The following is a 25745-nucleotide window of genomic DNA, read 5'->3' as shown; positions in this document are numbered from 1 at the left end:
CGGCGGATGGGACCGATAGCCGGAGGTTATGCCCCGGCCCTGATGCGGGCGCGGTCGCGATCCGGGTTGGCGAAGACGAGCACGACCACCGCCGCGATCGCGCCGACGATCCCGATCACCTGGAACGCCTGGGCGTAGCCGTCCGCCTTGCTCGCCGCGTGGTCGACGATGACGCCGGTCATGTACGGGGCGACGAGGCCGCCGATGGCCATCAGTGCGAGGAACACACCCATGGTGCCCGCGGTCTGCTGCGGCGGGCACAGCTCGGAGATCGCGGCGTTGACGAGGGGGAACACGATCGCGGCGAACGCGTAACCGACCGAGAGCACCAGCACGGCGGCGATGGGCGTCTTGATGAGCGGCAGTGCCGTGAGGACCACACCGCAGAACAGCACGCCGGCGCACGGCACGATGATCCGGACGACCCGCGACTTCGCCCCACGCTGGATCATCCGGTCGGTGACGGCACCGGAGATCACCATCAGCACCAGACCGATGATCGACGGCAGCGCGAACATCGAACCCGCCTGCAGGGCCGAGTAACCCAGGCCCACCTCGAAGTACGACGGCAGCCAGGTCAAGACGACGGTGGTCAGGGCGTACACGGCCATGACGAGGAACGAGCAGCTGACGAACGTCCGGCTGAGCAGGATGCGGCGCCACGGGACGCTCGGCTCGGTGTGGGTGGCCGCGGCCGTCGCGTCGCCCTTCGTGACCGCCTTGGCGGTGAAGGGACCCTCCACCCAGCCGGTCAGCCAGGACACCACCCACACCGCGCCGAGCATCGAGAGCGACACGACGGCGGCGCGCCATCCCCATTCGACGGTGATGTAGGTCAGGACCGGTGCGAGGGCGATCTTCGCGACGGATGCGGAGCCGGTGAGGAATGCGCCCGGCAGACCGCGCTTGGCCGGCGCGTGCCACGAGTACGCGGCGGTGTGCATCAGCGCCGAGCTCGGGCCCTCGGCGAAGCCGAGCAGCATCCGGCAGACGATCAGCATCGCGAGGCTGGCGGACACCACCAGCGGCAGCATCACGACCGACCAGACCAGACCGAGGGCGAGCAGCGCCCACCGCAGCGTCATGTACTTGTTCATCGGCCCGGCGAGGAATCCGCCGATCGTGAAGGTCAGGAAGAACAGCGAACCGACCAGCCCGATCTGCGACGAGCTCAGGCCGAGCTCACGCGCCAGGGGCTGCGCGATGATGCCGAGCACCGCCTTGTCTGCGTAGTTGACGACGTAGAGGAAGATGACGAGACCGGTCATCCCCCACGCGCGCTTCGCGTTGACGAGGGGGGCACCGGTCGACGAAACGGCAGGAGCGGGGCGATCGGGCGCCAGGTTGCCTGAGGTCACGGGGGATCCTTCACGGGACGGTCGACCCGGAGGCCGAGGGGATGGCGGTGCATGCACGCGCCGACCTCCATATTCAAGGTGACACTGATCACTGGGACAATCCGCACTTGTTTAACCGACGGTTAGACGAAACCTATGGGCAGTGCGGTATGGGGGGTATTGGCTGCCACGATCGGTTGCATAGCCGATCGGTGTTGGTCGCGGCGCCGCTGCGGGGTGCATGCTGGCAGGGATCGCGACGGCCGCCGTCGCCGCACCGGCGTGCGCCGGACCCGTAACGAACGCCAGAGGAGAAACCCGTGCAACGAACCGTCTTCGGCGAGGACCACGAAGCCTTCCGCAAGACCATCCGCGACTTCATCGCCAAGGAGGTCTCGCCCGTCCACCACGAGTGGGAGGCGGCCGGCCACCCGCCGCGCGACTTCTACCGCAGGCTCGGGGAACTCGGTGTTCTCGGCATCCAGGCCCCCGAGGAGTTCGGGGGCGGCGGCGAGTCGAGCATCAAGTTCAACGTGGTCGTGGCCGAGGAGATCGCCGCGGCGGGCGTGTCCTTCGGCAGCTACTCGGTGCACAGCAACCTGATCCTGCCGTACCTGATGGAGTACGCCGGCGACGAGCAGAAGCAGCGGTGGCTGCCCGGTTTCGTGTCCGGCGATCTGATGTTCGCCATCGCGATGACCGAACCCGGCACCGGCTCCGACCTCGCGAACATCGCGACGTCGGCGAAGCTGTCCGACGACGGCAGCCACTACGTGCTGGGTGGCGCCAAGACCTTCATCACCGGCGGCGCCCTGGCCGACCGCATCCTCGTCGTGTGCCGCACCGCGCCGAGCACCCCGGAGGATCGGCGCGCGGGCCTGACGATCCTGGTCGTCGACACCACCGCCGAGGGTTTCGCGGTCGGCCGCAAGATCGACAAGATCGGCCTGAAGGCGTCCGACACCGCCGAGCTGTCGTTCACCGACGTGAAGGTGCCGGTCGCCGATCGCCTCGGCGACGAGGGCGCGGCCTTCTCCTACCTGACGCACAATCTCGCGCAGGAACGCCTGACCATCGCGTTCGGCGCGGCGGCCACGTCGACGGCGGCGCTGTCCCACGCCATCGCGTACGTCAAGGACCGCAAGGTGTTCGGGAAGCCCGTCGCCGCGTTCCAGAACACCAAGTTCGTGCTGGCCGAATGCGCGACGGAGGTGCAGGCGATCCAGCTGATGGTGGACCGGGCGATCGAACTGCACGACGCCGGCGAGCTGACCGTGCCGGACGCGGCGAAGGCGAAGCTGTTCTGCACCGAGGCGGCGGGCCGGGTCATCGACAAGTGCCTGCAGCTGCACGGCGGCTACGGCTACGTCACCGAGTACCCGATCGCGCGCCTGTACGCCGACACCCGTGTCACCCGGATCTACGGTGGCACCAGCGAGGTCATGAAGACGATCATCGCCAAGAGCCTCGGGCTGTAGACCGAACCGGCCTCGCCACCCGGATCAGCCGTTGACGAACTTCGGCGAACGCTTCTCGACGAAAGCGGCCATGCCTTCCTTCTGGTCGGCGGTCGCGAACGTCGAGTGGAACACGCGGCGCTCGAACTTCACGCCCTCGGCGAGGGTCGTCTCGAACGACCGGTTCACCGCCTCCTTCGCCATCCGCGCGATCGGCAGCGACATCGACGCGATGGTAGTGGCGGCCTCGAGGGCGACGTCGAGGAGGTCCGCTGCGGGCACGATCCGGGCGACGAGGCCGGCGCGCTCGGCCTCCTCCGCGTCCATGTTGCGTCCGGTCAGGCACAGGTCCATCGCCTTCGCCTTGCCGACCGCCCGGGTGAGCCGCTGGGAGCCGCCGATGCCAGGGATGACACCGAGCTTGATCTCCGGCTGGCCGAACTTGGCGTTGTCGGCGGCGATGATGAAGTCGCAGAGCATCGCCAGCTCGCAGCCGCCGCCGAGCGCGTACCCGGCGACCGCGGCCACGATCGGTGTGCGCACCGACGACAGCCGATCCCACTGCGAGAACAGGTCTTCCGCGTAGACCTCCGCGAACGTCTTCGGCTGCATCTCCTTGATGTCGGCGCCGGCGGCGAAGGCCCGCTCCGACCCGGTGAGCAGGATCGCGCCGATCTCGCCGTCGGCGTCGAACGACTCGACCGCGGCGACGACCTCCCCCATCAACTGGTTGTTGAGGGCGTTGAGTGCCTTCGGCCGGTTGAGGGTGACGATGCCGACGCGTCCCTTGCGCTCGGTCAGGATGGTCTCGTACTCGCTCACGTGGCTGCTCACTGCTTGCTCTCTCGGCTTTCCTGGGATCGGGTGCGGATGTCGTTGACGATGGCGGAGAAGTCCAGTCCCCCATTGCCCTCGGTGTTGAAGCGGTGGTAGATCTCGGCGGCGCGCAGCCCGAGTCCGTCCTCGACACCGTTGGCGCGCAACGCGTTCGACGCGAGCCCGAGGTCCTTGTCCATCAGCGCGGCGGCGAAGCCGGGCTGGTAGTCGTTGTTCGCGGGACTCGTCGGCAGCGGTCCGGGGACCGGGCAGTAGCTGGTCAGCGACCAGCACTGACCGGACGCGTTGGACGCGACGTCGAACAGCGCCTGGTTGGTCAGGCCCAGCTTCTCGCCGAGGACGAACGCCTCGCTGACCGCGATCATCGAGATGCCGAGGATCATGTTGTTGCAGATCTTCGCGGCCTGCCCGACCCCGGACCCGCCGCAGTGCACCACCTTGGCGCCCATGACGTCGAGAAGCGGGTGCGCGGAGGCGAAGTCGGCCTCGGACCCGCCGACCATGAACGCGAGGGTGCCCGCCGCGGCGCCCGCGACACCGCCGGAGACGGGCGCGTCGATGGCCCGGTGGCCGGCGCCGTGTGCCTTCTTCGCCGCGGTCTTCGCGTCGGCGACGTCGATGGTCGAGCTGTCGATGAACAGGGTGCCGGTCTTGGCGACCGGCAGGATCTCGTCGTACAGGTCGATGACCAGTCTGCCGTTGGGCAGCATCGTGATCACGACGTCCGCGTCGGCGACCGCCGCGATCGCGGTGTCGGCGACGGACAACCCGTCCTTGAAAGCCTGCTCCTGCGCGGCGGGCACCGGGTCGTATCCGGTGACCTCGTAGCCGGCCTTGACCAGGTTCGCCGCCATCGGCCCACCCATGTGGCCGAGGCCGAGGAAGGCGACGGAAGGAAGTGTGCTCATTGTCGGGCCCCTTCGAGATCGGGTGCGGCGAGCCCGAGTTCGAGCTCGCCGAGCGGCTGGAAGTAGCGGTCGACGTCGGCGGCGGTGACGTCGGCGAGGGTGGCCGGGGACCACTGCGGGTTGCGGTCCTTGTCGATCACCTGCGCGCGGATGCCCTCGACCAGGTCGTGCGAGGACAGTGCCGCCACCGACACCCGGAACTCCTCGTTGAGGACGGCCTCGAGGCTGGTGAGGTCGCGGGCGTGGCGCAGCGAGCGCAGGGTGACCTTCAGCGCCACCGGCGATTTCGCGAGCACCTGGTCGGCGGCCTTCGCGGCCTCCGGGACACCGGCGGCCTGCAGCCGTTCGACGATCTCCTCGACGGTGTCCGCGGAGTACGCGGCGTCGATCCACTCCCGCTGCGCGAGCAGGGGGGACTCCGGCGCGGGCTGCTCGAACTGGGCGAGGGCGTCCGCGACGGAACCGTCCCCGAGCGCCGCGACGAAGCCGCCGAGCGACTCGGACGGCACGAAGTGGTCGGCGAAGCCGAGGGCGATCGCGTCCCCGGCGTTCAGCCGTCCGGTGGTCAGGGCGATGTGGGTGCCGATCTCGCCCGGGGTGCGCGAGAGGAGGTAGGTGCCCCCGACGTCGGGGACGAATCCGATTCCGGTCTCCGGCATCGCGATCGACGACCGTTCGGAGACGATGCGGACGCTGCCGTGCGCGGAGATACCGACGCCGCCGCCCATCACGATGCCGTCCATGATCGCGACGTACGGCTTCGGGTAGTTGCCGATCGCGGCGTTGAGGACGTACTCGTCACGCCAGAACTCGCGGGAACCGGGACGGCCGAACTTGGCGTCGTCGTGGATCGCGACGATGTCGCCGCCCGCGCACAGGCCGCGCTCGCCTGCCCCGTCGACGACGACGACCCGGACCCCCGGGTCGGACTCCCACTCGAGCAGCGCGACGGCCATCGTCCGCACCATCGTGTGGTTGAGGGCGTTGATCGCCTTCGGTCGGTTCAGGGTCAGTCGGCCCACCCCACCGGTCCGCGTGACGATCACTTCCTGGTCCTCCGCCTGCTGGCTCATACGGCTCCCACCTTTCCCGCCATGACACTGCGAGCGACGACCACCCGCATGATCTCGTTCGTGCCCTCGAGGATCTGGTGCACACGCAGATCCCGGACGATCTTCTCCAGACCGTACTCGGCAAGGTAGCCGTAACCACCGTGCATCTGCAGTGCCTTGTTGGCGACGTCGAATCCGGTGTCGGTGGCGAACCGCTTGGCCATCGCGCACAGCTCGACCTTGTCGTCGGCATCGGCGTCGAGTGCCGCCGCCGCCCGCCACAGCAGGGTGCGGGCCGCCTCGAGCTCGATGCGCATGTCCGCGAGCCCGAACTGCAGTGCCTGCGAATCGATCAGCGGCGCACCGAACTGCTTGCGCTCCCCGAGGTAGTCGACGGCCTTCTTCAGTGCCGCCTGACCACCGCCGACCGAGCAGGCCGCGACGTTCAGCCGGCCGCCGTTGAGCCCGGACATCGCGATCCGGAACCCGTTGCCCTCACCGCCGAGCAGGTTCTCGGCCGGGACCCGGACCTGGTCCATGATCACCGGCCGGGTCGGCTGCGCGTTCCAGCCCATCTTCTTCTCGTTGGCGCCGAACGAGAGCCCGTCCGAGTTCTTCGGCACGATGAACGCCGAGATCCCCCGCGACCCGGCGCCGCCGGTACGGGCCATCACCACGTACACGTCCGACGTCCCGGCACCGGAGATGAATTGCTTGACGCCGGTGAGCAGGTAGTCGTCGCCGTCGCGGACGGCCTTGGTGGCCAGCGACGCCGCGTCCGACCCGGCACCGGGCTCGGTGAGGCAGTAGCTGCCGAGGTGCTCCATCGCGGCGAGCGCGGGCACCCAGCGGTGCCGCTGCTCGTCGGTGCCGTAGGTGTCGATCATCCACGTGACCATGTTGTGGATCGAGATGTACGCCGCGATCGACGGGTCGCCGATCGCGAGCTGCTCGAAGATGCGGGCGGCGTCGAGCCGGGTCAGGCCCGACCCGCCCACGTCCTCGCGGATGTAGATGCCGCCCATGCCGAGTGCCCCGGCCTTGCGCAGCACGTCCACCGGGAAGTGCTTGGTCTGGTCCCACTCGATGGCGTTGGGGGCCAGGTACTCCGCGGCGAAGTCGCGGGCGGTCTCGACGATCGCCCGCTCGTCGTCGGTGAGGGTGAACATCCTTCTCCGCCTAGTTCATCGTCGGGATGACGAAGTGGTTGGTGGCGTGCTCCTTGGTGCCGGAGGGCCAACGCTGGGTGACCGTCTTGGTCTTGGTGTAGAAGCGGAACGAGTCCGGGCCGTGCTGGTTGAGGTCACCGAATCCGGACCGCTTCCAGCCACCGAAGGTGTGGTAGGCGATCGGCACCGGGATCGGGACGTTGACGCCGACCATGCCGACGTTGACACGGGAGACGAAGTCGCGGGCGGTGTCCCCGTCGCGGGTGAAGATCGCCACGCCGTTGCCGTACTCGTGCTCGGTGGGCAGGCGCAGCGCCTCCTCGTAGTCCGCGGCGCGGGCGACGAGCAGCACCGGACCGAAGATCTCCTCCTGGTAGACCCGCATGTCGGTGGTGACCTTGTCGAACAGGGTGGCACCGGCGAAGAAGCCGTTCTCGTGACCGTCGAGGGTGAACCCGCGACCGTCGACGACGGCCTCGGCGCCCTCGTCGATGCCGATCTGGATGTAGTTGTTCACCCGGTCGAGGGCGTCCTTGCTGACCAGCGGGCCGAAGTCGGCGCCCTCGTCATCGGAGCGGCCGATCTTGAGCTTGCCGACCCGCTCGGTGAGCTTGGCGACCAGCGCGTCGGCGGTCTCCTCACCGACCGGCACGGCCACCGAGATCGCCATGCAGCGCTCACCGGCCGAGCCGTACCCGGCGCCGATCAGGGCGTCGGCGACCTCGTCGAGGTCGGCGTCGGGCATCACGATCGCGTGGTTCTTCGCGCCGCCGAAGCACTGGGCGCGCTTGCCGTGCGCGGCCGCGGTCTCGTAGATGTACTGCGCGATCGGGGTGGAGCCGACGAACCCGACGGCCTTGATCCGGTCGTCGGTCAGCAGGACGTCGACGACCTCCTTGTCACCGTTGACGACGTTGAACACACCGGCGGGCAGACCGGCCTCGACGAACAGCTCGGCGATGCGCAGCGGCACCGACGGGTCGCGCTCGGACGGCTTGAGGATGAACGCGTTGCCCGCGGCCAGGGCGGGGCCGGCCTTCCACAGCGGGATCATCGCCGGGAAGTTGAACGGGGTGATGCCGGCGACGACACCGAGCGGCTGACGCATCGAGTAGACGTCGATGCCGGCGCCCGCGGACTCGGTGTACTCACCCTTGAGCAGATGCGGTGCGCCGAGCGCGAATTCGATGACCTCGAGGCCGCGCTGGATGTCGCCCTTGGCATCCGGGACGGTCTTGCCGTGCTCGGAGGACAGCAGCCGGGCGAGCGAGTCCATCTCCTCCTGCGCCAGCTGCAGGAACTTCATCAGGACGCGGGCACGCTTCTGCGGGTTGAACGCCGCCCACTCACGCTGGGCGTCGACCGCGTTGGCGATGATCGCCTCCGTCTCGGCCTTGTCGGCGAGCGGCACCCGGGCCTGCACCTCGCCGGTGTTGGGGTCGTAGACGTCGCCGAACTTGTCAGAGGTGCCGGGGACACGCTTGCCACCGACGAAGTGGGTGAGTTCCTGAACCATTTTTCCTGTCCTGACGTGTTGCGATGGCCGAGCGATCTCGAATACATGCCCATCCTATAGTTGGATGTCCATGTATGTCTAGAAGCAGCCGCTCAGCGGGAGACCGGGGTTGCGGGAGACGCTCACCCGTCCGACGCTCGACCACATGGCTGCATCCACGAACACCACCCACCCCACCACCGCGGTCGTCGTCACCGGTGGCGCCTCCGGAATCGGTCTCGCCTCGGCCCGCGCGCTCGCCGAAGCCGGTCGACCGGTCGCCCTCTGGGACATCGACGAGCAGAAGGCGAAAGCCGGCGCGGACGCGATCACCGCCGACTTCGGCGTCGCCGCGATCGGCGTCGGCGTCGACCTCGGCGACCCCGACCTCTACGCCGACGCCCTCGCCGGCACCCGTGCCGCGGTCGGCCGCATCGGCGGACTGGTGCACGCGGCCGGCGTCGTCGACACCGGCTCCCTCGAGGGCGTCACCGTCGACGTCTGGGAACGCGGGATCAACACCCACCTGCGCCCGCTCGCGCTGCTCACCAAGGAACTCCTGCCGGATCTGACCGCCAACCCGGGTTCGGCGATCGTCGGGATCGCGTCGATCAATGCCACCCTCGGCAACGCCGTCAACCCGGTGTACAGCGCCGCCAAGGGCGGCATGCTCTCCCTGGTCCGCTCGCTTGCCGACCGCCTGGGACCCGACGGCGTCCGGATCAACTGCGTCTCCCCCGGGCAGATCCTCACCCCGATGCTGCAACCGAGCGTCGACGCCCTCCCCGACGGCACCTACGAACGCCGCATCCTCCTGGGCCGACTGGGCCGACCCGAGGAGGTCGCACGTGCGGTGCGGTTCCTGCTGTCGGACGAGGCCAGCTACATCACCGCCACCGAGCTCGTCGTCGACGGCGGCAACATCTCCTCGCAGCGGATGTAGATCGGCGCGGTGCGGCTCGGGTGCGGCCGCACAGGCGCCGAGCGTCACCACGATCCGTGTCGTCGAGTGCAGTGAGAACCCATCTCGCCGCCCGGGCACGTCAGTGCCGGGGCGGCGAGATGTCAGCCGCTCACCCTCTGCCGGGCCCGCCATCGGACGGGTGGGTTCGTCCCGTTCCGGGTCTGGGCCGCGTACCTTGCTCCGGCTGACTGTGTCACTCTCGCAACGAATCCTGGCAGGAAACCCTGAAGGCGGCTGGCAATCTGCTGTCCACCTGCTTCACATCCGTTGCCCATCCTGGCAATCGGCTGGGAATCTGCGCCCTCGATCACCGATCGGAACCACGAGCTCTCCACGATATGACCTGCGTGCGAACACCATTCGAGTTCCTGGCAGCCTTCTGCCAGTTTCGGAACCGCCCTGGTCTCGTGACGAACGGGCGTGATACCAATTCTCGGGCGCACGATCGGTGCGCCGAATTTCACTACCGGAAAACAGGAGTCGTTTCATGGGATCGTCCGACGAAGACCTCGCGCTCATCAAGCAGATCCAGCCGATCGTCAGCGGTGTGGGCACCGTCGTCACCGGCCTGGGTGCGGCCCTGGCCGTCATCGGCGCGGCGGCCGCATTCAGCTGATCGACCAGCGGCATCGAGGGCCGGCAGGTCTCGGGCGTGCACTACGCCCCGACCCTGCCGGCCCTCGTCGCCGAAGCATCTACTCGCCGGTGAGCGCGCGGTACAGGCCGTCGAGGTCGCGCAGGGCCTGCGCGACCTCGGCCGGATCGGTCACCGACCCGCGCAGGGCGGCGCGCAGGTGCACCGGGTTCAGGTCCTGCGTGGCGGGGACGTACGCGGGCCGCGGCAGGGCGGGCAGCTCGGTGGCGCCACCGAACCAGTCACCGGGATCCGTTGGCGCATCAGGGCTTTCCTCGACACCCCGGATCAGTGCGTCGAGATCCACCCCGCGCAGGGCGAGCAGGAGAGTCGGGTCGCTGTCCAGGCGCTGCGCGGTCACCGTCACCAGTGCCGCCGCGTGCCGGCACGGCCAACCCTGGTCCGGGCAGGTGCACCCGAAGTCGATGTCGGTGGAATCGGCGGGTAGCAGCAGCGCACCGAGTTCGGCGGGCAGCGACCCCGACGCGATGGTCGCGAGCATTCCCGGACTGGTGCGGACCCGCTCGATCAGCTCCTCGATTGCGTCGGGGTCGAGGCGGCGCAGCGTGAACGTCGCGGTGAACGGCTCGTTCTGGCTGCCCTGCACCTCGCCGACGACCAACCCGGGTGCCGTCCGTACCGCGAGGACCTGTCCGGCCCGGACATGCGCGCTACCTCGGCCGAGCCGGGCGCCCTCGACGCTCCGTTCGAGCGCCGACAGCAGCGACCGGCCCCAACCCGACCCGGCGGACCGCCGCGGCACGCTGCGGCTGCTCACTCGCCCACCGCCTCGTCCCCGAGGACCATCAACGCACGCAGTTCCTCGTCGCTCATCTCGGTGATCCACTTCTCGCCCACCCCGACCGCGAGGTCCGCCAGCTCGGCCTTGCCAGTGAGCATCGCGTCGATCCGTTCCTCGAGCGTGCCGACGCACAGCAGCTTGCGCACCTGGACGTCGCGCCGCTGACCGATCCGGAACGCCCGGTCTGTGGCCTGGTTCTCGACCGCGGGATTCCACCACCGATCCAGGTGCACAACGTGATTGGCGGCGGTCAGGTTCAGTCCGGTGCCGCCGGCCTTGAGGGAGAGCACCATGATCGGGGTGTCGGGGCCGGAACGGTCGTGCTGGAACGCGTGCACCATCTCGTCCCGCGCGCCGCGCGCGACGCCGCCGTGCAGGAACGGCACCGGCACCCCGAACCGCTCGGCGAGATAGGTCTCGACGATCGCCCCGAACTCGCGGAACTGGGTGAACAGCAGCACCCGCTCGCCGTCCGCGAGAACCGAATCCACGATGTCCTCGACCAGCGCCAGCTTGCCGGACCGGTGCCTGCCCCGCCGCAGCACCGCCGACCCGTCCGCGAGGTAGTGCGCGGGGTGGTTGCACACCTGCTTGAGTCGCGTCAGCGCGGCGAGTACGACGCCCTTGCGGGAGCGGGGGTTGTCCGCGCCTCGCAGTCGCTCGGTCATGTCGTCCAGCACCGCCCGGTACAGGCCCGCCTGCTCGGCGGTCAGGTTCGCCCGCACCGTCATCTCGAACTTGTCCGGCAGGTCGGAGATCACCGCGGGATCGGTCTTGACGCGGCGCAGCACGAACGGCGACGTCACCGCCTTCAAGCGGGCGAGCGCGCCCTCGTCCTGCTCGCGTTCGATCGGCACCGCGAACCGCGCGCGGAACTGCTGCGGCGATCCGAGCAGGCCGGGGTTCGCGAAGTCGAGGATCGAGCGCAGCTCGTCGAGCCGGTTCTCGACCGGGGTGCCGGTCAGTGCGATCCGGTGCCGGGCCGGGATCGACCGCACGGCCCGCGCCTGCGCCGTCCCCGAGTTCTTCACGTGCTGAGCCTCGTCGAGAACGACTCTGCCCCAATCGATTCCGGAGAGGGTCTCCACGTCACGCGCAGCGAGGGCGTAGGTCGTCACCACCACGTCGTGCTCGGCGACGGCGGCGACCAGCGCCTCCCCCCGCAGCCGCGACCCGCCGTGATGGACGTGCACCCGCAGCCCCGGGGTGAACGCGGCCGCCTCGCGCTGCCAGTTCCCCACCACCGACATCGGACACACCAGCAGCGTCGCGCCCGGCGCGTCCTTTTCCCGCTCGTGCGCGAGCAGCGCCAGCAGCTGCACCGTCTTGCCCAGCCCCATGTCGTCGGCGAGGATCGCGCCGAGCCCGAGCCGGCTCATCAGCGCCAGCCAGTCCAGGCCCCGCTGCTGGTACGGCCGCAGCGTCGCCGCCAGCCCGGGCGGCGCCGGCACCTCCGTCGGCCGGGTCCGCGCGTCGAACAGCTCCGAAGCCCAGCCGGTGGACGTGATCTCCTCCACCGGCACCGGCGGCGGGCCCGCCGACGTCAGCTGCGCGAGCAGTCCGCCGAGGGTCGCGTCCGGCCCGGGGTCGTGGGCGCCGACGTACCTCGCGGCCTTCGCGAGTACCGCGCCGTCCGCCTGCACCCACTGCCCGCGCAGCCGCACCAGGTCCGCGGTGGAGCGGGCCAACCGGTCCAGTTCGTCCGCGGTGAGCACCATGTCGCCGACCGCGAGTTCCCAGTTGTAGGACAGCAACTGCCTCATGCCGACGGCCCGCTCGTCGGTGTCGAGCAGCACCGGGGGGCTGGTGACCCGCAACCGCAGCGACGGCGCCGCCAGCACCCACTCGCGTGGCAACAGCAGCGTCACCCCCGCGTCGGCCAGCGCCCGCGCGCCGTGCGCGACGAGATCGGTGACCACCGGCAGCGGCAGCAGCAGATCGAGACTGTCCGACGCCGACGGTACGGCCCGCAGTCGCGGGTAGGCCTCCATCGCGACGGCCAGCCCGCGCAACGCGACCCGCATCGTCTCCGGATTGGTGAACCGCACCGGTACCGGCGCGGGCGCCGCCCCGACCGGACGCAGGCACACCTCGAGCCGCCACAGCACCATCTCGGCGTCGATGTCGCCGTCGGGTTCGACCAGGCGCAGCACGACGTCCGGTTCCTCGACGGCGAGGGACTGGCGCCACCGGGTCAGCTCCCCCTCGATCCGGCTGCTGCCCGCGGCGAGCGGAACGTCCCTGAGCAGGGCGTGCAGCAGCGGGTGCGCGCTGTCGCGTCGACCGAGCCGGTCCCGCACGATGGGGTCGGTGATCCGGTCGACGAAGTCCTCGAGTGCCTGCCGACCCCCCGCCTCGCGCAGCACACCGGGCATCGCGACGGCCAGTTCGGTGAGCCACGCCCGCTGACGGGCGTCGCCGAGCAGCCGCCAGCGCGCCCACCACGTCCCGTCCTCGCGACGCAGCTCCGGCACCACCCTGCCGCCCTCCGCCCACCGTCGGATCCCGCGCGCGACGTGCACGAGGTACCGCAGGTCGCCGGGCAGTCTCGGGTCGCCCGCCGGCAGGTCGAGCAGCAGCGACGCCGCGGCGGCGGGGGCCAGCGCCAGGGCCGGGACCGTCACCTCGGAGAGGGTGCCGTCCCCGTTCGGCAGCGCGACGGTGGCCCGGTGCCGGAACCGGCGGCCGAGCAGACCGGGCAGCGGCGACGGCAGGTCCGCCCCGTCACCGGGTGCACCGGCGTCGCGCCACAGCATCAACCCGGCCCCGGGCGACCACACCGCATGCACCACGGGGACCATCCAAGCACCCCGCACCGACACCTGGATTTACGGGTGTGACCAGGGCGATAATGCGAGTGGCCGAACGTGGGGAGGGTCCGATGACCGTACTGATCCAGGTTCTCGAGCAGGGTTTTGCGCACGGTACGCCGTGGCAGCAGCGCAAGTACCAGTTCGTGGATGCCACACACGTGGTCGGCCTGCGGCTCGACGGCCGGTCCGGGGTGTGGCTCGACATGGTCCGTCCCGGCGAGTCGCACCAGCTGGCCTCCACCCCGGCACCCGAGGAGTCCCTCTACTTCCTGCTCCGGGTCGTCGACGAGATCGCCACCTGCAAGCGGCAGGGCGGGTACTGGCTCATCGGACACGACGGCACCAACCTGGACTCGATCGCGGCGACCCGCTTCCCGCTCCCCTGAGCCGTCAGCGGCGCACTCCGCCCTGCTCCAGGTCGACCGGAATCCGATCGGGCAGAAGGCAGAAGCTGTGGCAGACACGGTCTTTCACGATGCGGTCGACGCTCTCCGGGTCGAACCACCTGTCGACGTACCCCCAGTGCACGGGGTGGGCCATGTATTCCCCGAGAAGGCCGTCGACGTCGGTGAAGGCCTGCTCCCACACGTGGGTCCACTCGCCGGCACCGGTCGTGGGCGTGACACGGCTCAGCTGCCACCACCGCATGGACGCGACGTGCCGCGGCATCGTGAGCAGTTCCCGCTCGAACGCCTCCACGGCGTCCCGCTCGGCCGTGTCGTCGACCCTCAGGAGCAGTGTGCGGTACACCGTGGGTGATGCCGGGCCGGTGCGCGAACCCTGCTCGACGCACCCCTCGTAGTCGGCGCCGTCGACGCGGCGCACGTCCGGTCCACCGATCGCCGACTCGACGGCGTCCCGACAGCTCTCCCACCCCGCCCGGGTCGCGAATCGGAGGTGGACGAGCACGTCGCCGCCGTTGCGGACACCGTCGAGCGTCGGCTGCACCAGCGCGTACCTCCCCGGCGCCGCATCCACGGCGGCACGGATCCGGCGGACGACGCCGTCCGCCCCGGAGGCATCGCTCGGATCGACCAGGTGAACCAGGCGGGTCACACTAAACACGGCACATGCCCTCGACGCTCTCGGCGGCCGCCGCCATCGAGCGGGAGCGTTCCGCCACCATCGGTTCGACGCGACGCCAGAAGTCGACGAACCCCGCGTCGAACCGGCGGGCGATCGCGGTCTGCCACCACTGCTCGTGGCCGGAGACCGTCCAGATCGCCGTCACCGTGTTCCCGTCGTCGTCGAGCCACACCGGAGGGCTCACCAGCACCCGGTCGAGCGTCATCCCGATCCGTACGGCCTGCGGCACGTACTCGGCGGTGTACGCGTCGACGAAGGCTCGGCCTCGTCCCGGCGCGGTTGTCACGCGGTCGACTATGTGGATCCTCGGGTCGGACATTCGCTCACGCTAGATCGGCGGTACACGCCCACCGACGACCGTTTCCCGTTGTGCGGGAGATCTCCGACGGCCGCACCCTGGCGAGAACCCTCCCATCGCACACGAACCGTAATGCAGACAGCGAGGCCGAATCGGAGCACAGTTGTGACAGTGGCCAAGTGGCGTGAGCAGCCTCGCATTCACGAGGTCGACGACCGGACGGGAGCAGCCGATGACCGACACCCCGGGGCCCCGACCGGTACGTGCCCCGCGCGGGACGACGCGGACCTGCCGCGGCTGGCCGCAGGAGGCGGCGCTGCGGATGCTGATGAACAACCTCGATCCCGAGGTCGCCGAACGCCCCGACGACCTCGTGGTCTACGGCGGCACCGGCCGGGCCGCGCGCAGCTGGGCGGCCTTCGACGCGATCGTCGCCGAACTGACCGTGTTGGGTGACGACGAGACGCTGCTGGTGCAGTCCGGCAAGCCGGTCGGGGTGCTGCGCACCCACGAGTGGGCGCCGCGGGTGCTGATCGCCAACTCGAACCTCGTCGGGGACTGGGCGAACTGGGAGGAGTTCCGCCGGCTCGAGGCCCTCGGCCTGATCATGTACGGGCAGATGACCGCCGGATCGTGGATCTACATCGGCAGCCAGGGCATCCTGCAGGGCACCTACGAGACGTTCGGCGCGGTCGCGCGCGCACTCGGCCGGGAGTCACTGGCCGGCACGATCACCCTGACCGCCGGTCTCGGCGGGATGGGCGGAGCGCAACCGCTCGCGATCACGATGAACGGCGGCGTCGCGATCTGCGCGGAGGTGGACCCGGCACGGATCACCCGCCGCCTCGACCACGGCTACCTCCACACCCGGACCGCTGACGTCGAGGAGGCGCTGGCCCTGGCGACCTCGGCCCGGGACGAACACCTTCCGCTGTCGATCGGCCTGCTCGGGAACGCTGCCGACGTCCTGCCGCGACTGCTGGCGGCGGGTGCGCCGATCGACGTCATCACCGATCAGACCTCCGCGCACGATCCGCTGAGCTACCTCCCGCTCGGGGTCACCGTCGAGGACTGGCACCGGCTGGCCGCGAAGGACCCGGTCTGGTTCACCGAACAGTCCCGGGCGTCGATGGCCCGGCACGTCGAGGCGATGGTCGGATTCCAGGATGCCGGCGCGGAGGTGTTCGACTACGGCAACTCGATCCGCGACGAGGCCCGCAAGGGCGGCTACGGCCGGGCGTTCGCGTTCCCCGGCTTCGTCCCCGCCTACATCCGGCCGCTGTTCGAGGAGGGGCGCGGTCCGTTCCGGTGGGTGGCGTTGTCCGGCGATCCCGCCGACATCGCCGCCACCGACCGTGCGATCTGCGACCTGCTCCCCGGCGACACGCACCTGCACCGCTGGATCACCCTGGCCGGGCAGAAGGTGCGGTTCGAGGGACTGCCCGCCCGGATCTGCTGGCTCGGCCACGGCGACCGGCACCGGGCCGGGCTGCGGTTCAACGAGATGGTCGCGTCCGGGGAGCTGTCCGCGCCGATCGTGATCGGGCGCGACCACCTGGACGGCGGATCCGTGGCCTCCCCGTACCGGGAAACCGAGGCAATGGCCGACACGTCCGACGCGGTCGCCGACTGGCCACTGCTCAACGCCCTGGTCAACACCGCGTCCGGGGCGTCCTGGGTGTCGATCCACCACGGCGGCGGGGTCGGGATGGGGCGCTCGATCCACGCCGGTCAGGTCTGCGTCGCCGACGGCACCGACATCGCCGCCCGCAAGATCGAGCGGGTGCTGTCCAACGACCCGGCGACGGCGGTGCTGCGGCACGCCGACGCCGGATACGAGCGAGCCGTCGAGGTCGCGCAGGCGCACGACATCCGGATCCCGATGCAGGAGAGGCGATGACGGCCTCCGCCGTCGACAACATCGGCACCCTCGTCACCAACGACGCCCGGGTGGGATCAGGCCCCCTCGGTGTGATCCGGGACGCCGCGGTCGTGGTCGAGAACGGTCTCGTGCGGTGGGTGGGCCCACGCCACCGCCTGCCCGCCTCGGATTCCCGATACGACCTGCAGGGGCGCGCCGCGCTCCCCGGTTTCGTCGACTCCCACGCGCACCTGGTGTTCTGCGGCGACCGGGCCGACGAGTTCGCGGCCCGGATGCGCGGCGACGCCTACCGAACCGGGGGGATCCTCACCACGATCGCCGCCACGAGATCCGCCACGGACACCGAACTCACCGCGACCACCCGGCGGCTGGTCGCGGAGGCGTTGCGCTCGGGCACGACGACGGTGGAGATCAAGTCCGGGTACGGCCAGACGGTCGCCGACGAGTTGCGCGGCCTACGGGTCGCCGCCGCCTTCACGACGGAGAGGACGCTGCTGGCCGCGCACGTCCCCCCGCCCGAGTTCGCCGGCCGCGCGGACGAGTACGTGACGATGGTGTGCGAACGGATGATTCCGGTGTGCGCACCCCATGCCCGGTGGATCGACGTGTTCTGCGAGCAGGGCGCGTTCGACGCCGACCAGTGCCGCGCGGTACTGCAGACCGGCATCGGCGCCGGGCTCGGAGCCCGGGTGCACGGCAACCAGCTCGGGCCCGGACCGGGCGTCCGGCTGGCGGTCGACGTGGGTGCCGCGTCGGTCGACCACGTCACCCACGTCGACGCCGGGGACGTCGACGCCCTGGCCGGCGGCCCGACCGCGGCAACACTTCTGCCCGGAGCCGAATTCTCCACGTGCGGACCGTATCCCGATGCACGTCGACTACTCGATGCCGGCGTCACCGTCGCGCTGGCCACCGACTGCAACCCGGGCACCAGCTTCACCACGAGCATGCCGTTCGTCGTCGCCCTCGCGGTCCGCGAGATGAACATGACGCCCGACGAGGCGGTGTGGTCGGCGACGGCGGGCGGGGCGGTGGCGTTGCGGCGCAACGACATCGGTGTCCTGCGCGTCGGGTCGAGAGCCGACATGATCGGGCTCGACGCCCCGTCACACCTGCACCTGGCCTACCGGCCGGGGGTCGCTCTGGTCCACGAGGTGTGGAAGGACGGTGTGTTGCGATGACACGACCGGCGCCGACAGCCGACATTCCCGCGCGCGAGTGGTCCGGACGCGACGACGGACCCGGACCGCAGCACCTGCGCTGGCACGGCGCGGTGACACCACTGCGGCCAGGCGACCCGCCGGGCGCCTGCACACTGGTCGGCTTCCGCTCCGACGAGGGGGTGCGGCGGAACCAGGGCCGCCCCGGCGCCGTCCGCGGTCCGGTCACGCTCCGGCACGAGTTGTCGTCGCTGGCGCTGCCCACGCCGGTGCGGATCCTCGACGCAGGCGACATCGAGGTCGTCGGAGGTGACCTCGCGGGAGCCCAGCGCCGACTCGGCGGCGTCGTCGCCGACCTTCTCGGGCACGGCCACTTCGTCGTCGTCCTCGGCGGCGGTCACGACGTCGCGTTCGGCAGTCACCTCGGGATCGCCGAGTCCGGGCTGCTCGCGCCCGGTGTCCGGCTCGGGGTACTCAACCTCGACGCGCACTTCGACCTGCGTGCGGACGCGGTGCCGAGCTCGGGGACACCGTTCCGGCAGATCGCCGAGTACGAAGCGACACTGGGACGATCGCTGAACTACGCGGTGATCGGCATCGCGCAGTCGAGCAACACCGTCGACCTGTTCCGGCGAGCCGACACCCTCGGCGTCCGCTACCTGCTCGACGACTGGTGCACGACGGCGACTCTCCCCGCGGTCGAGGCGTTCGTCGACGAGTTCCTCCGACGCTGCGACGCGGTACACCTGAGTGTGGACCTGGACGTGCTTCCGGCCGCCGTCGCGCCCGGTGTCAGCGCGCCGGCGGCCTTCGGGGTGCCGCTCGAAGTGGTCACGCGGGTGTGCGAGATGGTTGCCGCCGGCGGGAAACTGGCGCTGGTCGATGTCGCGGAACTCAATCCCCGCTACGACATCGACAACCGCACCGCGCGGACCGCGGCCGGGTTGGTCCACCGTGTCGTCACCCGCCGCGGCGGCGGGGGCTAGGTCAGCCGAGCGGTCCGACCACACTCTCCGCGGCGGCGACCAGCGCACCGGAGGCAGCGAGGCCGGCAACGGCCTCGATCTCGGGCCCCAGGTACCGGTCGACGCCCGGGCCGGGCACCCGGGTGCGGATCACCGCACGTATCGCCGCGGTCGCCGGCGACGGAGTCAGCGGCGACCGCAGATCCAGCGCTCGTGCCGCAGTCAGTGTTTCGATCGCCAGTACCCGGGTCAGCCCGTCCAGCGAGCGCCGCAGCTTGCGGGCCGCGGACCACCCCATCGACACGTGGTCCTCCTGCATCGCCGACGAGGGGATCGAGTCGACACTCGCCGGGACCGCGAGCCGCTTGAGGTCGGAGACGATCGCGGCCTGCGTGTACTGCGCGATCATGTGTCCGCTGTCCACGCCGGGGTCGTGAGCCAGGAAGGGCGGCAGGCCGTGGTTGCGGGCCGGATCGAGGAACCGGTCGGTGCGGCGTTCGCTCGCGCTCGCCAGATCCGCGACCCCGATCGCGAGGAAGTCGAGGACGTGAGCGAGTGGGGCGCCGTGGAAGTTGCCGTTCGATTCGACCCGGCCGTCCGTCGTGACGACGGGGTTGTCTATGGCACTGGCCAATTCGCGGCCCGCGACGAGCTCGGCGTGGGCGAGGGTGTCGCGGACGGCGCCGGCGATCTGAGGTGCGCACCGCAGCGAGTAGGCATCCTGGACGATCGGGCAGCCGGGGTTCGCGTGGCTGGCCACGATGTCGGAGCCGGCGAGCATCGCGGCCGTGTTCGCGGCCGCGACGGCCTGCCCGGGGTGGGGGCGCAGCGCCTGCAGGTCGGCCGCGAACACCCGGTCGCTGCCGAGGAGCGCCTCGACGCTCATCGCGGCCGCGACGTCCGCGAGCTGCAGCAGCCGGTGCAGGTCGGAGCAGGCGAGGATCAGCATCCCGAGCATCCCGTCGGTGCCGTTGACCAGCGCCAGTCCCTCCTTCTCGGCGAGCACCAGCGGGGTGATCCCGGCCGCGGCCAGCGCCACGGCGGCAGGCACCCGGGCACCGGTCGCGTCCCGCACGTGGCCCTCCCCGGTCGCGGCGAGCGCCACGTGGGCCAGCGGCGCCAGGTCTCCGGAGCAGCCGAGGCTGCCGTGTTCGGGCACCTCGGGAGTGATCCCGGAGTTGAGCAGCGCCGCATAGGTGGTGGCGACGACGGGCCGAGCCCCGGTGCGGCCGGTCGCGAGGGTGGCCAGGCGGAGCAGGATCATGGCGCGGACCACGTCCCGCTCCACCGGCGGACCGCTCCCGGCGGCATGTGACCGGATCAGGCTGTGCTGCAAGCGGACCCGAAGATCCGGTGCGATGTATCGGGTGGCGAGGGCACCGAATCCGGTGGAGACCCCGTAGACCGGACGCTCCTGCGCCGCGAGATCCTCGATGCGGCTGCGGGTCTCGGCCATCGCGGCCGTCGCGGCGTCGGCCACCCGCACCGAGGCGCCCTCCCGGGCCACGGCCGACACCTCGACCGGGCTCAGCGGACCGGTCCCGACGACCACGCTGTCCATGCGGCACCTCCCGGCGACGGATCAGACCAGCGTACGACCGTCACGTCCTCGGTGGCAGCGGGTCCGGCGTCCGGTCAGGCCGGCTCCGCCTTGTTCTCGCACCACTTCGCCATCCAGCTCGCGTTCTCCGCCGCGATCGCGGCCTCGCACTCGTCGACGAAGCGGATCCAGCTCACCGGGTCCGTCGGTGAACCCTGGCTGCGCCGGCGATTCAGGTGTCGCTGCAGTCTGGCCGCGGTCGCGGCGAAACTCATCGCCAGGAAGTCGTACCGGCACGCGGCGCGGTGTGCGGCCACCGCGCCGCCGAGCGTGGTCAGCACCGCCACCCACGGCGCGAGACCCGCGGCCTGCGTTCCTGCCCGACCGGCCACACCCGCGGCCACGGCGGCGACCACCGCGGTGACGACGCTCAGTGTCAGCGCGAGTCTCCGGAGCCGGCGCGCGCGGGCGAGGTGCTCCCGCGCTCGCGGCAGGTAGTACCCGGACACCTGTGCCTCGACCCGGTCTCGGACGTACTCCCGGGGTGACATCGGCCCCGGCGCCGCCGACCCCCCGAAGTGGACGTCGGCGATCATCGTCAGCAGGTCCGCGGACGCCTCCTCGATCTCGGCGTACTCCTCCTGCAACCGCTCCAGTGCGTCACCCCCGTCCGACAGCGCCCCGGCCCGGTACCGGAACACCAGCTGTTTGATGCCCTCCGACGTGGCACGCGCCCGGGTCCACCGGCGGATCGCGTCGCCGGTGAGGTACATCGCGGAGACCACCGTCGCCAGCCCCAGGCACACGGCACCCGTTGTCGCGGCCAGTACCCGCAGCGGGCCGGGAGTCTGCAGAACCGTCGCGGTCAGCGTCGCGGCGATCGCGCCGACACTGCTCAGACCCAGCACGGCGGCGCGGGCCCGGCCGATCCGCCGCTTCCCGGAATCCGCCGCGCGCGACCAGCGAATGCGGTTGTCCCACATCGAGGCAACGATCATGTCGGCCCGATTCACCCGGCCCTCGGTGCTCATCGGTCACCTCCGGCACTCGCATCGCCCGAGGTGTCCGGCGGAACCGGAAGGCCGTCGCAGATCTCCTCGTACCCGGCTCCGTCCGGTGCCCAGTCCCGCCACACCTCACGGCTGATGTTCTCGGTGATCTTGGCGCACAACGCCTCCGCGGTCGCCTCCGGAACCGCCCAGACTCGCGTGGTCGAGTCGGCGCTACCCGAGACGATGCTCCCGCCGTCGGGAGCGAACGCAACGCTCGTCACCGCGCCGTGGTGACCGGTGAGGGGCGGGCCGACCGTCTCCCCCGATTCCGCATCCCAGATCCGGAGGTTGTTGTCCGCGCCCCCGGACACGATCCGGGTCCCGTCCGGGCTGTACGCGACGCTGTTCACGTATCCGTCGTGCCCCCACATCGGCTCACCGATCGGTTCGCCGGTCGCCGCGTCCCACCGTCGCACCATCCGGTCCGTGCTCCCGCTGAGGATCCTGCTTCCGTCCGGGCTGAAGGCGACACTCGTCACCCAGCCGGTGTGCCCCTCGAACGGCGTGCCCACGAGATTCCCCGAGTCCGCATCCCAGACACGTACCTTCCCGTCGGTGCTGCCGGTGACGAGACGACGACCGTCGGGGCTGAACGCCACGCTCCGCACGTTCTGTTCGTGGTCGAACCGCCTCAGCTCCTGACCACTGTCGGCATCCCACAGCCGTACCGTGCCGTCGTCACTCGCCGACGCGATACGGCGTCCGTCGCGGCTGACCGCAACCATGTTCACGACGTCGCGGTGCCCGATCAGCGGCGGACCGATCGGCGTCGCGGTGACCGGATCCCATCGCCGGATCGTGCTGTCGGCGCCGGCGGACACGAGGAGACGGCCGTCGGCGCCGAAGGCGACGCCGGTCACGCCCTCGGGCACGGCGGGCGTGACCCCGATCGGCAGGCCGGATTCCCGGTCCCAGATCCGCACCGCCCCGTCGAGACCACCGGTCGCGATCCGGCGACCGTCGGGACTGACGGCGACTGCGAGCACCCACGAGTCCTCGCCGGCCGGTGACGGGAGAGAACGAACGGATTTCGTGGACCACACCCGGATCGTCCGGTCCCAACTGCCCGACACGACATCGCCGTCGGGCGTGAAGGAGACACTCGACAGGAACCATTCGTGACCGGTGTAGGGGTCACCGATCGGTTGACCGGTGTTCGCGTCCCAGAGTCTGACGGTCTTGTCGTCGCTGCCCGACGCGATCCGTGACCCGTCGCGGCTGAAGGCGACAGCTTCGAGTGCCTGGGTGTGCCCCGTCAGGGGTTCGCCGATCGGTGCACCGGTCTCGGCGTTCCAGCGGCGCATCGTCTTGTCCGTGCTGCCCGAGACGACGGTGCGCCCGTCCGGACTGAACGCGACACCGACAACCCAGGAGGTGTGCCCCTCCAGCGGCCCCCCGACCTGCCGGTGCGTGTCCGCATCCCAGATCCGGACAGTCCCGTCCGTGCTTCCCGACACGATGCGTCGCCCGTCCGGACTCAGGGCGATGCTGTTGACCTGATCACCGTGTCCGGTCAGGGGGTCACCGATCTGTGTTCGTGAGTCGGCGTCCCAGATTCGGAGGGTCTTGTCCCCGCTTCCCGACACGATGCGTCGCCCGTCCGGGCTGAATGCCACACTCAGGACCAGGTTCTCGTGGCCACGGAGCGGATCCCCGACCGGTTGCTGCGTGTCGGCATCCCAGATGCGGATGGTCTTGTCCCAGCTTCCCGAGACGATCCGGCGTCCGTCGGGACTGAAGGCGACGCTCGCCACCGTGTTCTCGTGCCCGGTCATCGGATCACCGATCGGCTGTCCGGTCCGGGCATCCCACAGCTGCACGCTGTCGTCCCAGCCGGCGGAGGCGATGCGGCGGCCGTCGGGACTGACCGCGACGCCCATGACCCAGTTCGGCGCATCGATGATCCTGACGAGGTCGCGCTCGGCGAGCGCGGCGTGCATGAGTCCGTACTTCGTGTTGTCGCCGGGGTCGACCGCATGTGCGGTGAGGACGCGCTGGATGGCTGTCGCGTCGTTGGCGCCCGGGTTCAGACCGTCGAACTCGATTGTGGCGCTTGCCATCATCACCATTGCGGCCTGTTCGCGGGCCCGGGTGTCGGCCTCGCCCTCCGCGATCTTCGCCCGCACCCATCCGACGGCCGCGACGACCGCGACCACCGTGGTCACCGCCACCACGGCCCGCAGAGTCCGGGTCCGTTTGCGTAGCGCGGTGGCGTGCGCCTGCGCCTTCTCCTTGGCCTCGGACTCGGCGGCGGCGAGGGCTTCGGCGGCCTGCTGCCGGTCCCGGGCGGCCTGCAGTTCCGCGTCCCTGCGCCGCTTCTCGTCCGCGAGGCGGGCGTCCTCGCGTCTCCTGGACGCGAGCAGGTACTCGCGGGTCGGACTCAGGCGGTCCCGGAAACCCGGTTTGGCAGCGAGGGTTTCGGCGTCGGCGAGCCGCTCGCCGCCGAGCAGCCAGGATTCGCTCCTGTCGTTCTTCTCCCAGGCCGCCGCGGTCCGCTCCAGGTCGTCGGCCCCTTTGAGGTCGGCCCCTTCGGCGCGGAGCCACCGGACCAGGTCGGCCCACTGCCGCAACAGCGACTCGAGGGCCACCTCCACCACGACCTCGCCGTTCCGCTCGCCCTTGACCAGCAGGCGTCGGGCGACGAACGCGTCGATCAGCGCACGACTGTCCGAGGGCAGATCCGACCAGCGGGCGACACGTCGCAGGGGCTGGTCGTTGTCCGGGTTGACAGTGGCCAGCCAGGGGATGAACGCCGCCTTCAGCCGCTCGAGCTGCCGCGCCCGTTCGTCGGGGTCGCGGGCGAGCAGTGCGTCGATCTCGGTCTGCACGACCTGCCGCATCCCGCCCATCGCCTCGTATTCGGCCACGGTGAGGTCGCCGTCTCCCCCGTAGTCCCGGTAGAGCCGCGACAGGGTCAGTGCCAGCAGCGGCAGGGTGTCCGCACCGTGGGTGGACTCGTCGAGCAGCCGGTCGACCAGTTCCGGCTCGACGGTGAGCGGCCGGCCGGCCTCGGTCGCCCTGTCGGCGGGCCCGACGACGACCTCCTTGAACTGGGTCGGGGGCATCGGTTTGAGGTCGTCGAACACGACCGACCCGAGCGCCGCCAGTTCGGGGGCCGTCTGCAGCGGCTCGTAGCAGTCCGAGCGAATCGCGAAGACCACGAGCATCGGCAGCGCCGCGCCGGTGCCGGTGCCGGTGTCCAGCAGTCGCGCGAGCAGGGCGAGGAGTTGCGCTGCCTCCGGACCTGATTCCGCGCCGAAGAACTCCTCGGCCTGATCCACGGGCAGCACGAGCGTCGGCGGCGGCATCCCGACCGGAACGTCGACCAGCCTGCCGAGCGCCGCGTCCTGCGCCTCGTGCAGCCACTGCGCGAGCCGCTCGCCCTCGTCGAGGCAGGCCGCCTTGATCTCACCCAACGTCGGCCGGGTCAGGCCGAGCCGGGTGCGCAGCGCGTGGACCGCGTCCGCGAGTCCGCCGTCACCGGTCAGTGGTCGTCGCCCGGGCCGGACGACGTCGAGCGGTAGGAAATGCCGGTCGTCACGAGCGAGTCGCGGCAACAGGCCCGCTCGGAGGAACGACGACTTCCCGGCCCCCGACGGGCCGAGGATCACGAAGAGGGTGTCGGCGCCCGAGGTGCGCATGCCGCGGAGCGCTCCGAGACTGCGCACGAGTTGCGCGTCCCGGCCGAAGTACACGGCCGCATCGACCTCGTCGAGCGGCTCCCACCCGCGATAGGGCGCCCGGCCCGGGTCGCCCGGCGGCGGCCACGGGAAGCCACCCGCACCGACCCCGGCCCGCACCAGCCCGTCGTAGAGCCGCTCCAGCCCCTCGGTCAGGAACACGACGGGTTCCGGTTCGCCGGCGATCGTGATCGCGGTGGTCGGCCCCTCCCCGAACAGGTCGCAACGCTGCCACTCCGCGGTGATCTCGCGTCCGACGCGTGGTTCCAGTCGCGCGCAGAAGATCGGCTTGTTCAGGTTCTCCGAGGTCCGGTACTCGGCCTGGCATTCGCGGGAGTCGTCCCAGTGCCGGGAGAGCAGGCAGATCACTGCTTCACAGCGCGCGTTGGCCCGCGTCAGCGCGTCCTTCCAGCGCACGCCGACGGGGATGCCGGTGTGACGGTCCAGGTCGAGGAAGATCTCGTCCGCCAGTCCGGGGTCCTTCTCGACCAGCCAGTGTTTGAGCGCGATCGCCTGCCGGTTGTCACGGCTGGAATGACTGAGGAACACGCGCGACATTGCGGATCACCACTGGGCACTCGGGAACGGGTCGCTGTCAGTCCACGGTGACGCGT

General features: G+C 70.6%; 20 protein-coding genes. 7 read left to right on the top strand and 13 right to left on the bottom strand.

The window, feature by feature from the left end:
• Positions 1–26 precede the first annotated feature (26 nt).
• Positions 27–1358, bottom strand: a complete 1332-nt coding sequence (locus ACFYVR_RS10790; protein WP_387472581.1) for an MFS transporter — start codon at positions 1356–1358, stop codon at positions 27–29.
• A 299-nt stretch (positions 1359–1657) separates the two neighbouring features.
• Here ACFYVR_RS10790 and ACFYVR_RS10785 point away from each other — a divergent pair, with 299 nt between their 5' ends.
• Positions 1658–2815 carry an acyl-CoA dehydrogenase family protein gene (locus ACFYVR_RS10785; protein ID WP_387472579.1) on the top strand — a complete coding sequence of 386 codons (1158 nt, stop codon included), beginning with the start codon at positions 1658–1660 and terminating at the stop codon, positions 2813–2815.
• Between the two features lie 24 nt (positions 2816–2839).
• On the opposite strand, the gene ACFYVR_RS10780 is transcribed toward ACFYVR_RS10785, so the two are convergent.
• The 5 genes from ACFYVR_RS10780 to ACFYVR_RS10760 are packed head-to-tail and all read right to left on the bottom strand — an operon-like array spanning position 2840 to position 8276.
• The gene (locus ACFYVR_RS10780; protein ID WP_387472711.1) at positions 2840–3616 is read right to left on the bottom strand and encodes an enoyl-CoA hydratase; all 777 of its coding nucleotides are present in this window, start codon (positions 3614–3616) and stop codon (positions 2840–2842) included.
• A gap of 8 nt (positions 3617–3624) precedes the next feature.
• Positions 3625–4539, bottom strand: a complete 915-nt coding sequence (gene mmsB, locus ACFYVR_RS10775; protein ID WP_387472577.1) for a 3-hydroxyisobutyrate dehydrogenase — start codon at positions 4537–4539, stop codon at positions 3625–3627.
• The gene (locus ACFYVR_RS10770) at positions 4536–5612 is read right to left on the bottom strand and encodes an enoyl-CoA hydratase/isomerase family protein (RefSeq protein WP_387472575.1); all 1077 of its coding nucleotides are present in this window, start codon (positions 5610–5612) and stop codon (positions 4536–4538) included. The genes mmsB and ACFYVR_RS10770 overlap by 4 nt, the downstream gene beginning before the upstream one ends.
• Complete coding sequence (locus ACFYVR_RS10765) at positions 5609–6760, bottom strand: acyl-CoA dehydrogenase family protein (protein WP_387472573.1); 1152 nt, start codon at positions 6758–6760, stop codon at positions 5609–5611. The genes ACFYVR_RS10770 and ACFYVR_RS10765 overlap by 4 nt, the downstream gene beginning before the upstream one ends.
• Positions 6761–6770: 10 nt before the next feature.
• Positions 6771–8276 carry a CoA-acylating methylmalonate-semialdehyde dehydrogenase gene (locus ACFYVR_RS10760; protein WP_387472571.1) on the bottom strand — a complete coding sequence of 502 codons (1506 nt, stop codon included), beginning with the start codon at positions 8274–8276 and terminating at the stop codon, positions 6771–6773.
• 145 nt (positions 8277–8421) lie between these two features.
• Here ACFYVR_RS10760 and ACFYVR_RS10755 point away from each other — a divergent pair, with 145 nt between their 5' ends.
• Positions 8422–9198, top strand: a complete 777-nt coding sequence (locus tag ACFYVR_RS10755) for an SDR family NAD(P)-dependent oxidoreductase (RefSeq protein ID WP_387472569.1) — start codon at positions 8422–8424, stop codon at positions 9196–9198.
• Positions 9199–9706: 508 nt separating this feature from the next.
• Positions 9707–9835 (top strand): hypothetical protein, encoded by a 129-nt coding sequence (locus ACFYVR_RS10750; protein ID WP_387472567.1) that lies wholly within the window; start codon positions 9707–9709, stop codon positions 9833–9835.
• A gap of 79 nt (positions 9836–9914) precedes the next feature.
• Here the strand turns inward: ACFYVR_RS10750 and ACFYVR_RS10745 are convergent, their stop codons facing one another.
• Positions 9915–10631 carry an SWIM zinc finger family protein gene (locus ACFYVR_RS10745; RefSeq protein ID WP_387472565.1) on the bottom strand — a complete coding sequence of 239 codons (717 nt, stop codon included), beginning with the start codon at positions 10629–10631 and terminating at the stop codon, positions 9915–9917.
• Entirely contained in the window at positions 10628–13456 is a 2829-nt protein-coding gene (locus tag ACFYVR_RS10740; RefSeq protein ID WP_387472563.1) for a DEAD/DEAH box helicase, read from the bottom strand. The genes ACFYVR_RS10745 and ACFYVR_RS10740 overlap by 4 nt, the downstream gene beginning before the upstream one ends.
• An 80-nt stretch (positions 13457–13536) precedes the next feature.
• Between ACFYVR_RS10740 and ACFYVR_RS10735 the strand changes: the two genes are divergently transcribed.
• On the top strand, positions 13537–13854 hold the full coding sequence (locus ACFYVR_RS10735; RefSeq protein WP_387472561.1) for a hypothetical protein: 318 nt from the start codon (positions 13537–13539) through the stop codon (positions 13852–13854).
• A gap of 4 nt (positions 13855–13858) precedes the next feature.
• Here ACFYVR_RS10735 and ACFYVR_RS10730 read toward each other — a convergent pair whose 3' ends face one another.
• Positions 13859–14524, bottom strand: coding sequence for a Dabb family protein (locus tag ACFYVR_RS10730; protein WP_387472559.1), 666 nt, complete (start codon positions 14522–14524; stop codon positions 13859–13861).
• Position 14525: 1 nt separating this feature from the next.
• Entirely contained in the window at positions 14526–14873 is a 348-nt protein-coding gene (locus tag ACFYVR_RS10725) for a hypothetical protein (protein ID WP_387472557.1), read from the bottom strand.
• Positions 14874–15084: 211 nt separating this feature from the next.
• On the opposite strand from ACFYVR_RS10725, the gene hutU reads away from it, so the two are divergent.
• From hutU to hutG, 3 genes are read left to right on the top strand one after another with little or no spacing between them, the layout of a single operon-like run.
• The gene (hutU, locus tag ACFYVR_RS10720; protein ID WP_387472555.1) at positions 15085–16752 is read left to right on the top strand and encodes a urocanate hydratase; all 1668 of its coding nucleotides are present in this window, start codon (positions 15085–15087) and stop codon (positions 16750–16752) included.
• Positions 16749–17915 (top strand): imidazolonepropionase, encoded by a 1167-nt coding sequence (gene hutI / locus ACFYVR_RS10715; protein WP_387472553.1) that lies wholly within the window; start codon positions 16749–16751, stop codon positions 17913–17915. The genes hutU and hutI overlap by 4 nt, the downstream gene beginning before the upstream one ends.
• Complete coding sequence (hutG, locus tag ACFYVR_RS10710; RefSeq protein WP_387472551.1) at positions 17912–18880, top strand: formimidoylglutamase; 969 nt, start codon at positions 17912–17914, stop codon at positions 18878–18880. The genes hutI and hutG overlap by 4 nt, the downstream gene beginning before the upstream one ends.
• Before the next feature lies 1 nt (position 18881).
• Here hutG and hutH read toward each other — a convergent pair whose 3' ends face one another.
• The 3 genes from hutH to ACFYVR_RS10695 form a co-directional block, all read right to left on the bottom strand.
• On the bottom strand, positions 18882–20420 hold the full coding sequence (gene hutH / locus ACFYVR_RS10705) for a histidine ammonia-lyase (protein ID WP_387472549.1): 1539 nt from the start codon (positions 20418–20420) through the stop codon (positions 18882–18884).
• Between the two features lie 74 nt (positions 20421–20494).
• Positions 20495–21430 carry a DUF4231 domain-containing protein gene (locus ACFYVR_RS10700; RefSeq protein ID WP_387472547.1) on the bottom strand — a complete coding sequence of 312 codons (936 nt, stop codon included), beginning with the start codon at positions 21428–21430 and terminating at the stop codon, positions 20495–20497.
• Positions 21427–25689 (bottom strand): TIR domain-containing protein, encoded by a 4263-nt coding sequence (locus tag ACFYVR_RS10695; protein ID WP_387472545.1) that lies wholly within the window; start codon positions 25687–25689, stop codon positions 21427–21429. Before ACFYVR_RS10695 ends, ACFYVR_RS10700 begins: the two co-directional genes overlap by 4 nt.
• Positions 25690–25745: the final 56 nt, after the last annotated feature.

The sequence above is a fragment of the Rhodococcus sp. NPDC003318 genome (assembly GCF_042879035.1).
In the GTDB taxonomy this organism is placed as follows: Bacteria; Actinomycetota; Actinomycetes; order Mycobacteriales; family Mycobacteriaceae; genus Rhodococcus_G.
This window is presented reverse-complemented; position numbering and strand designations above follow the sequence as displayed.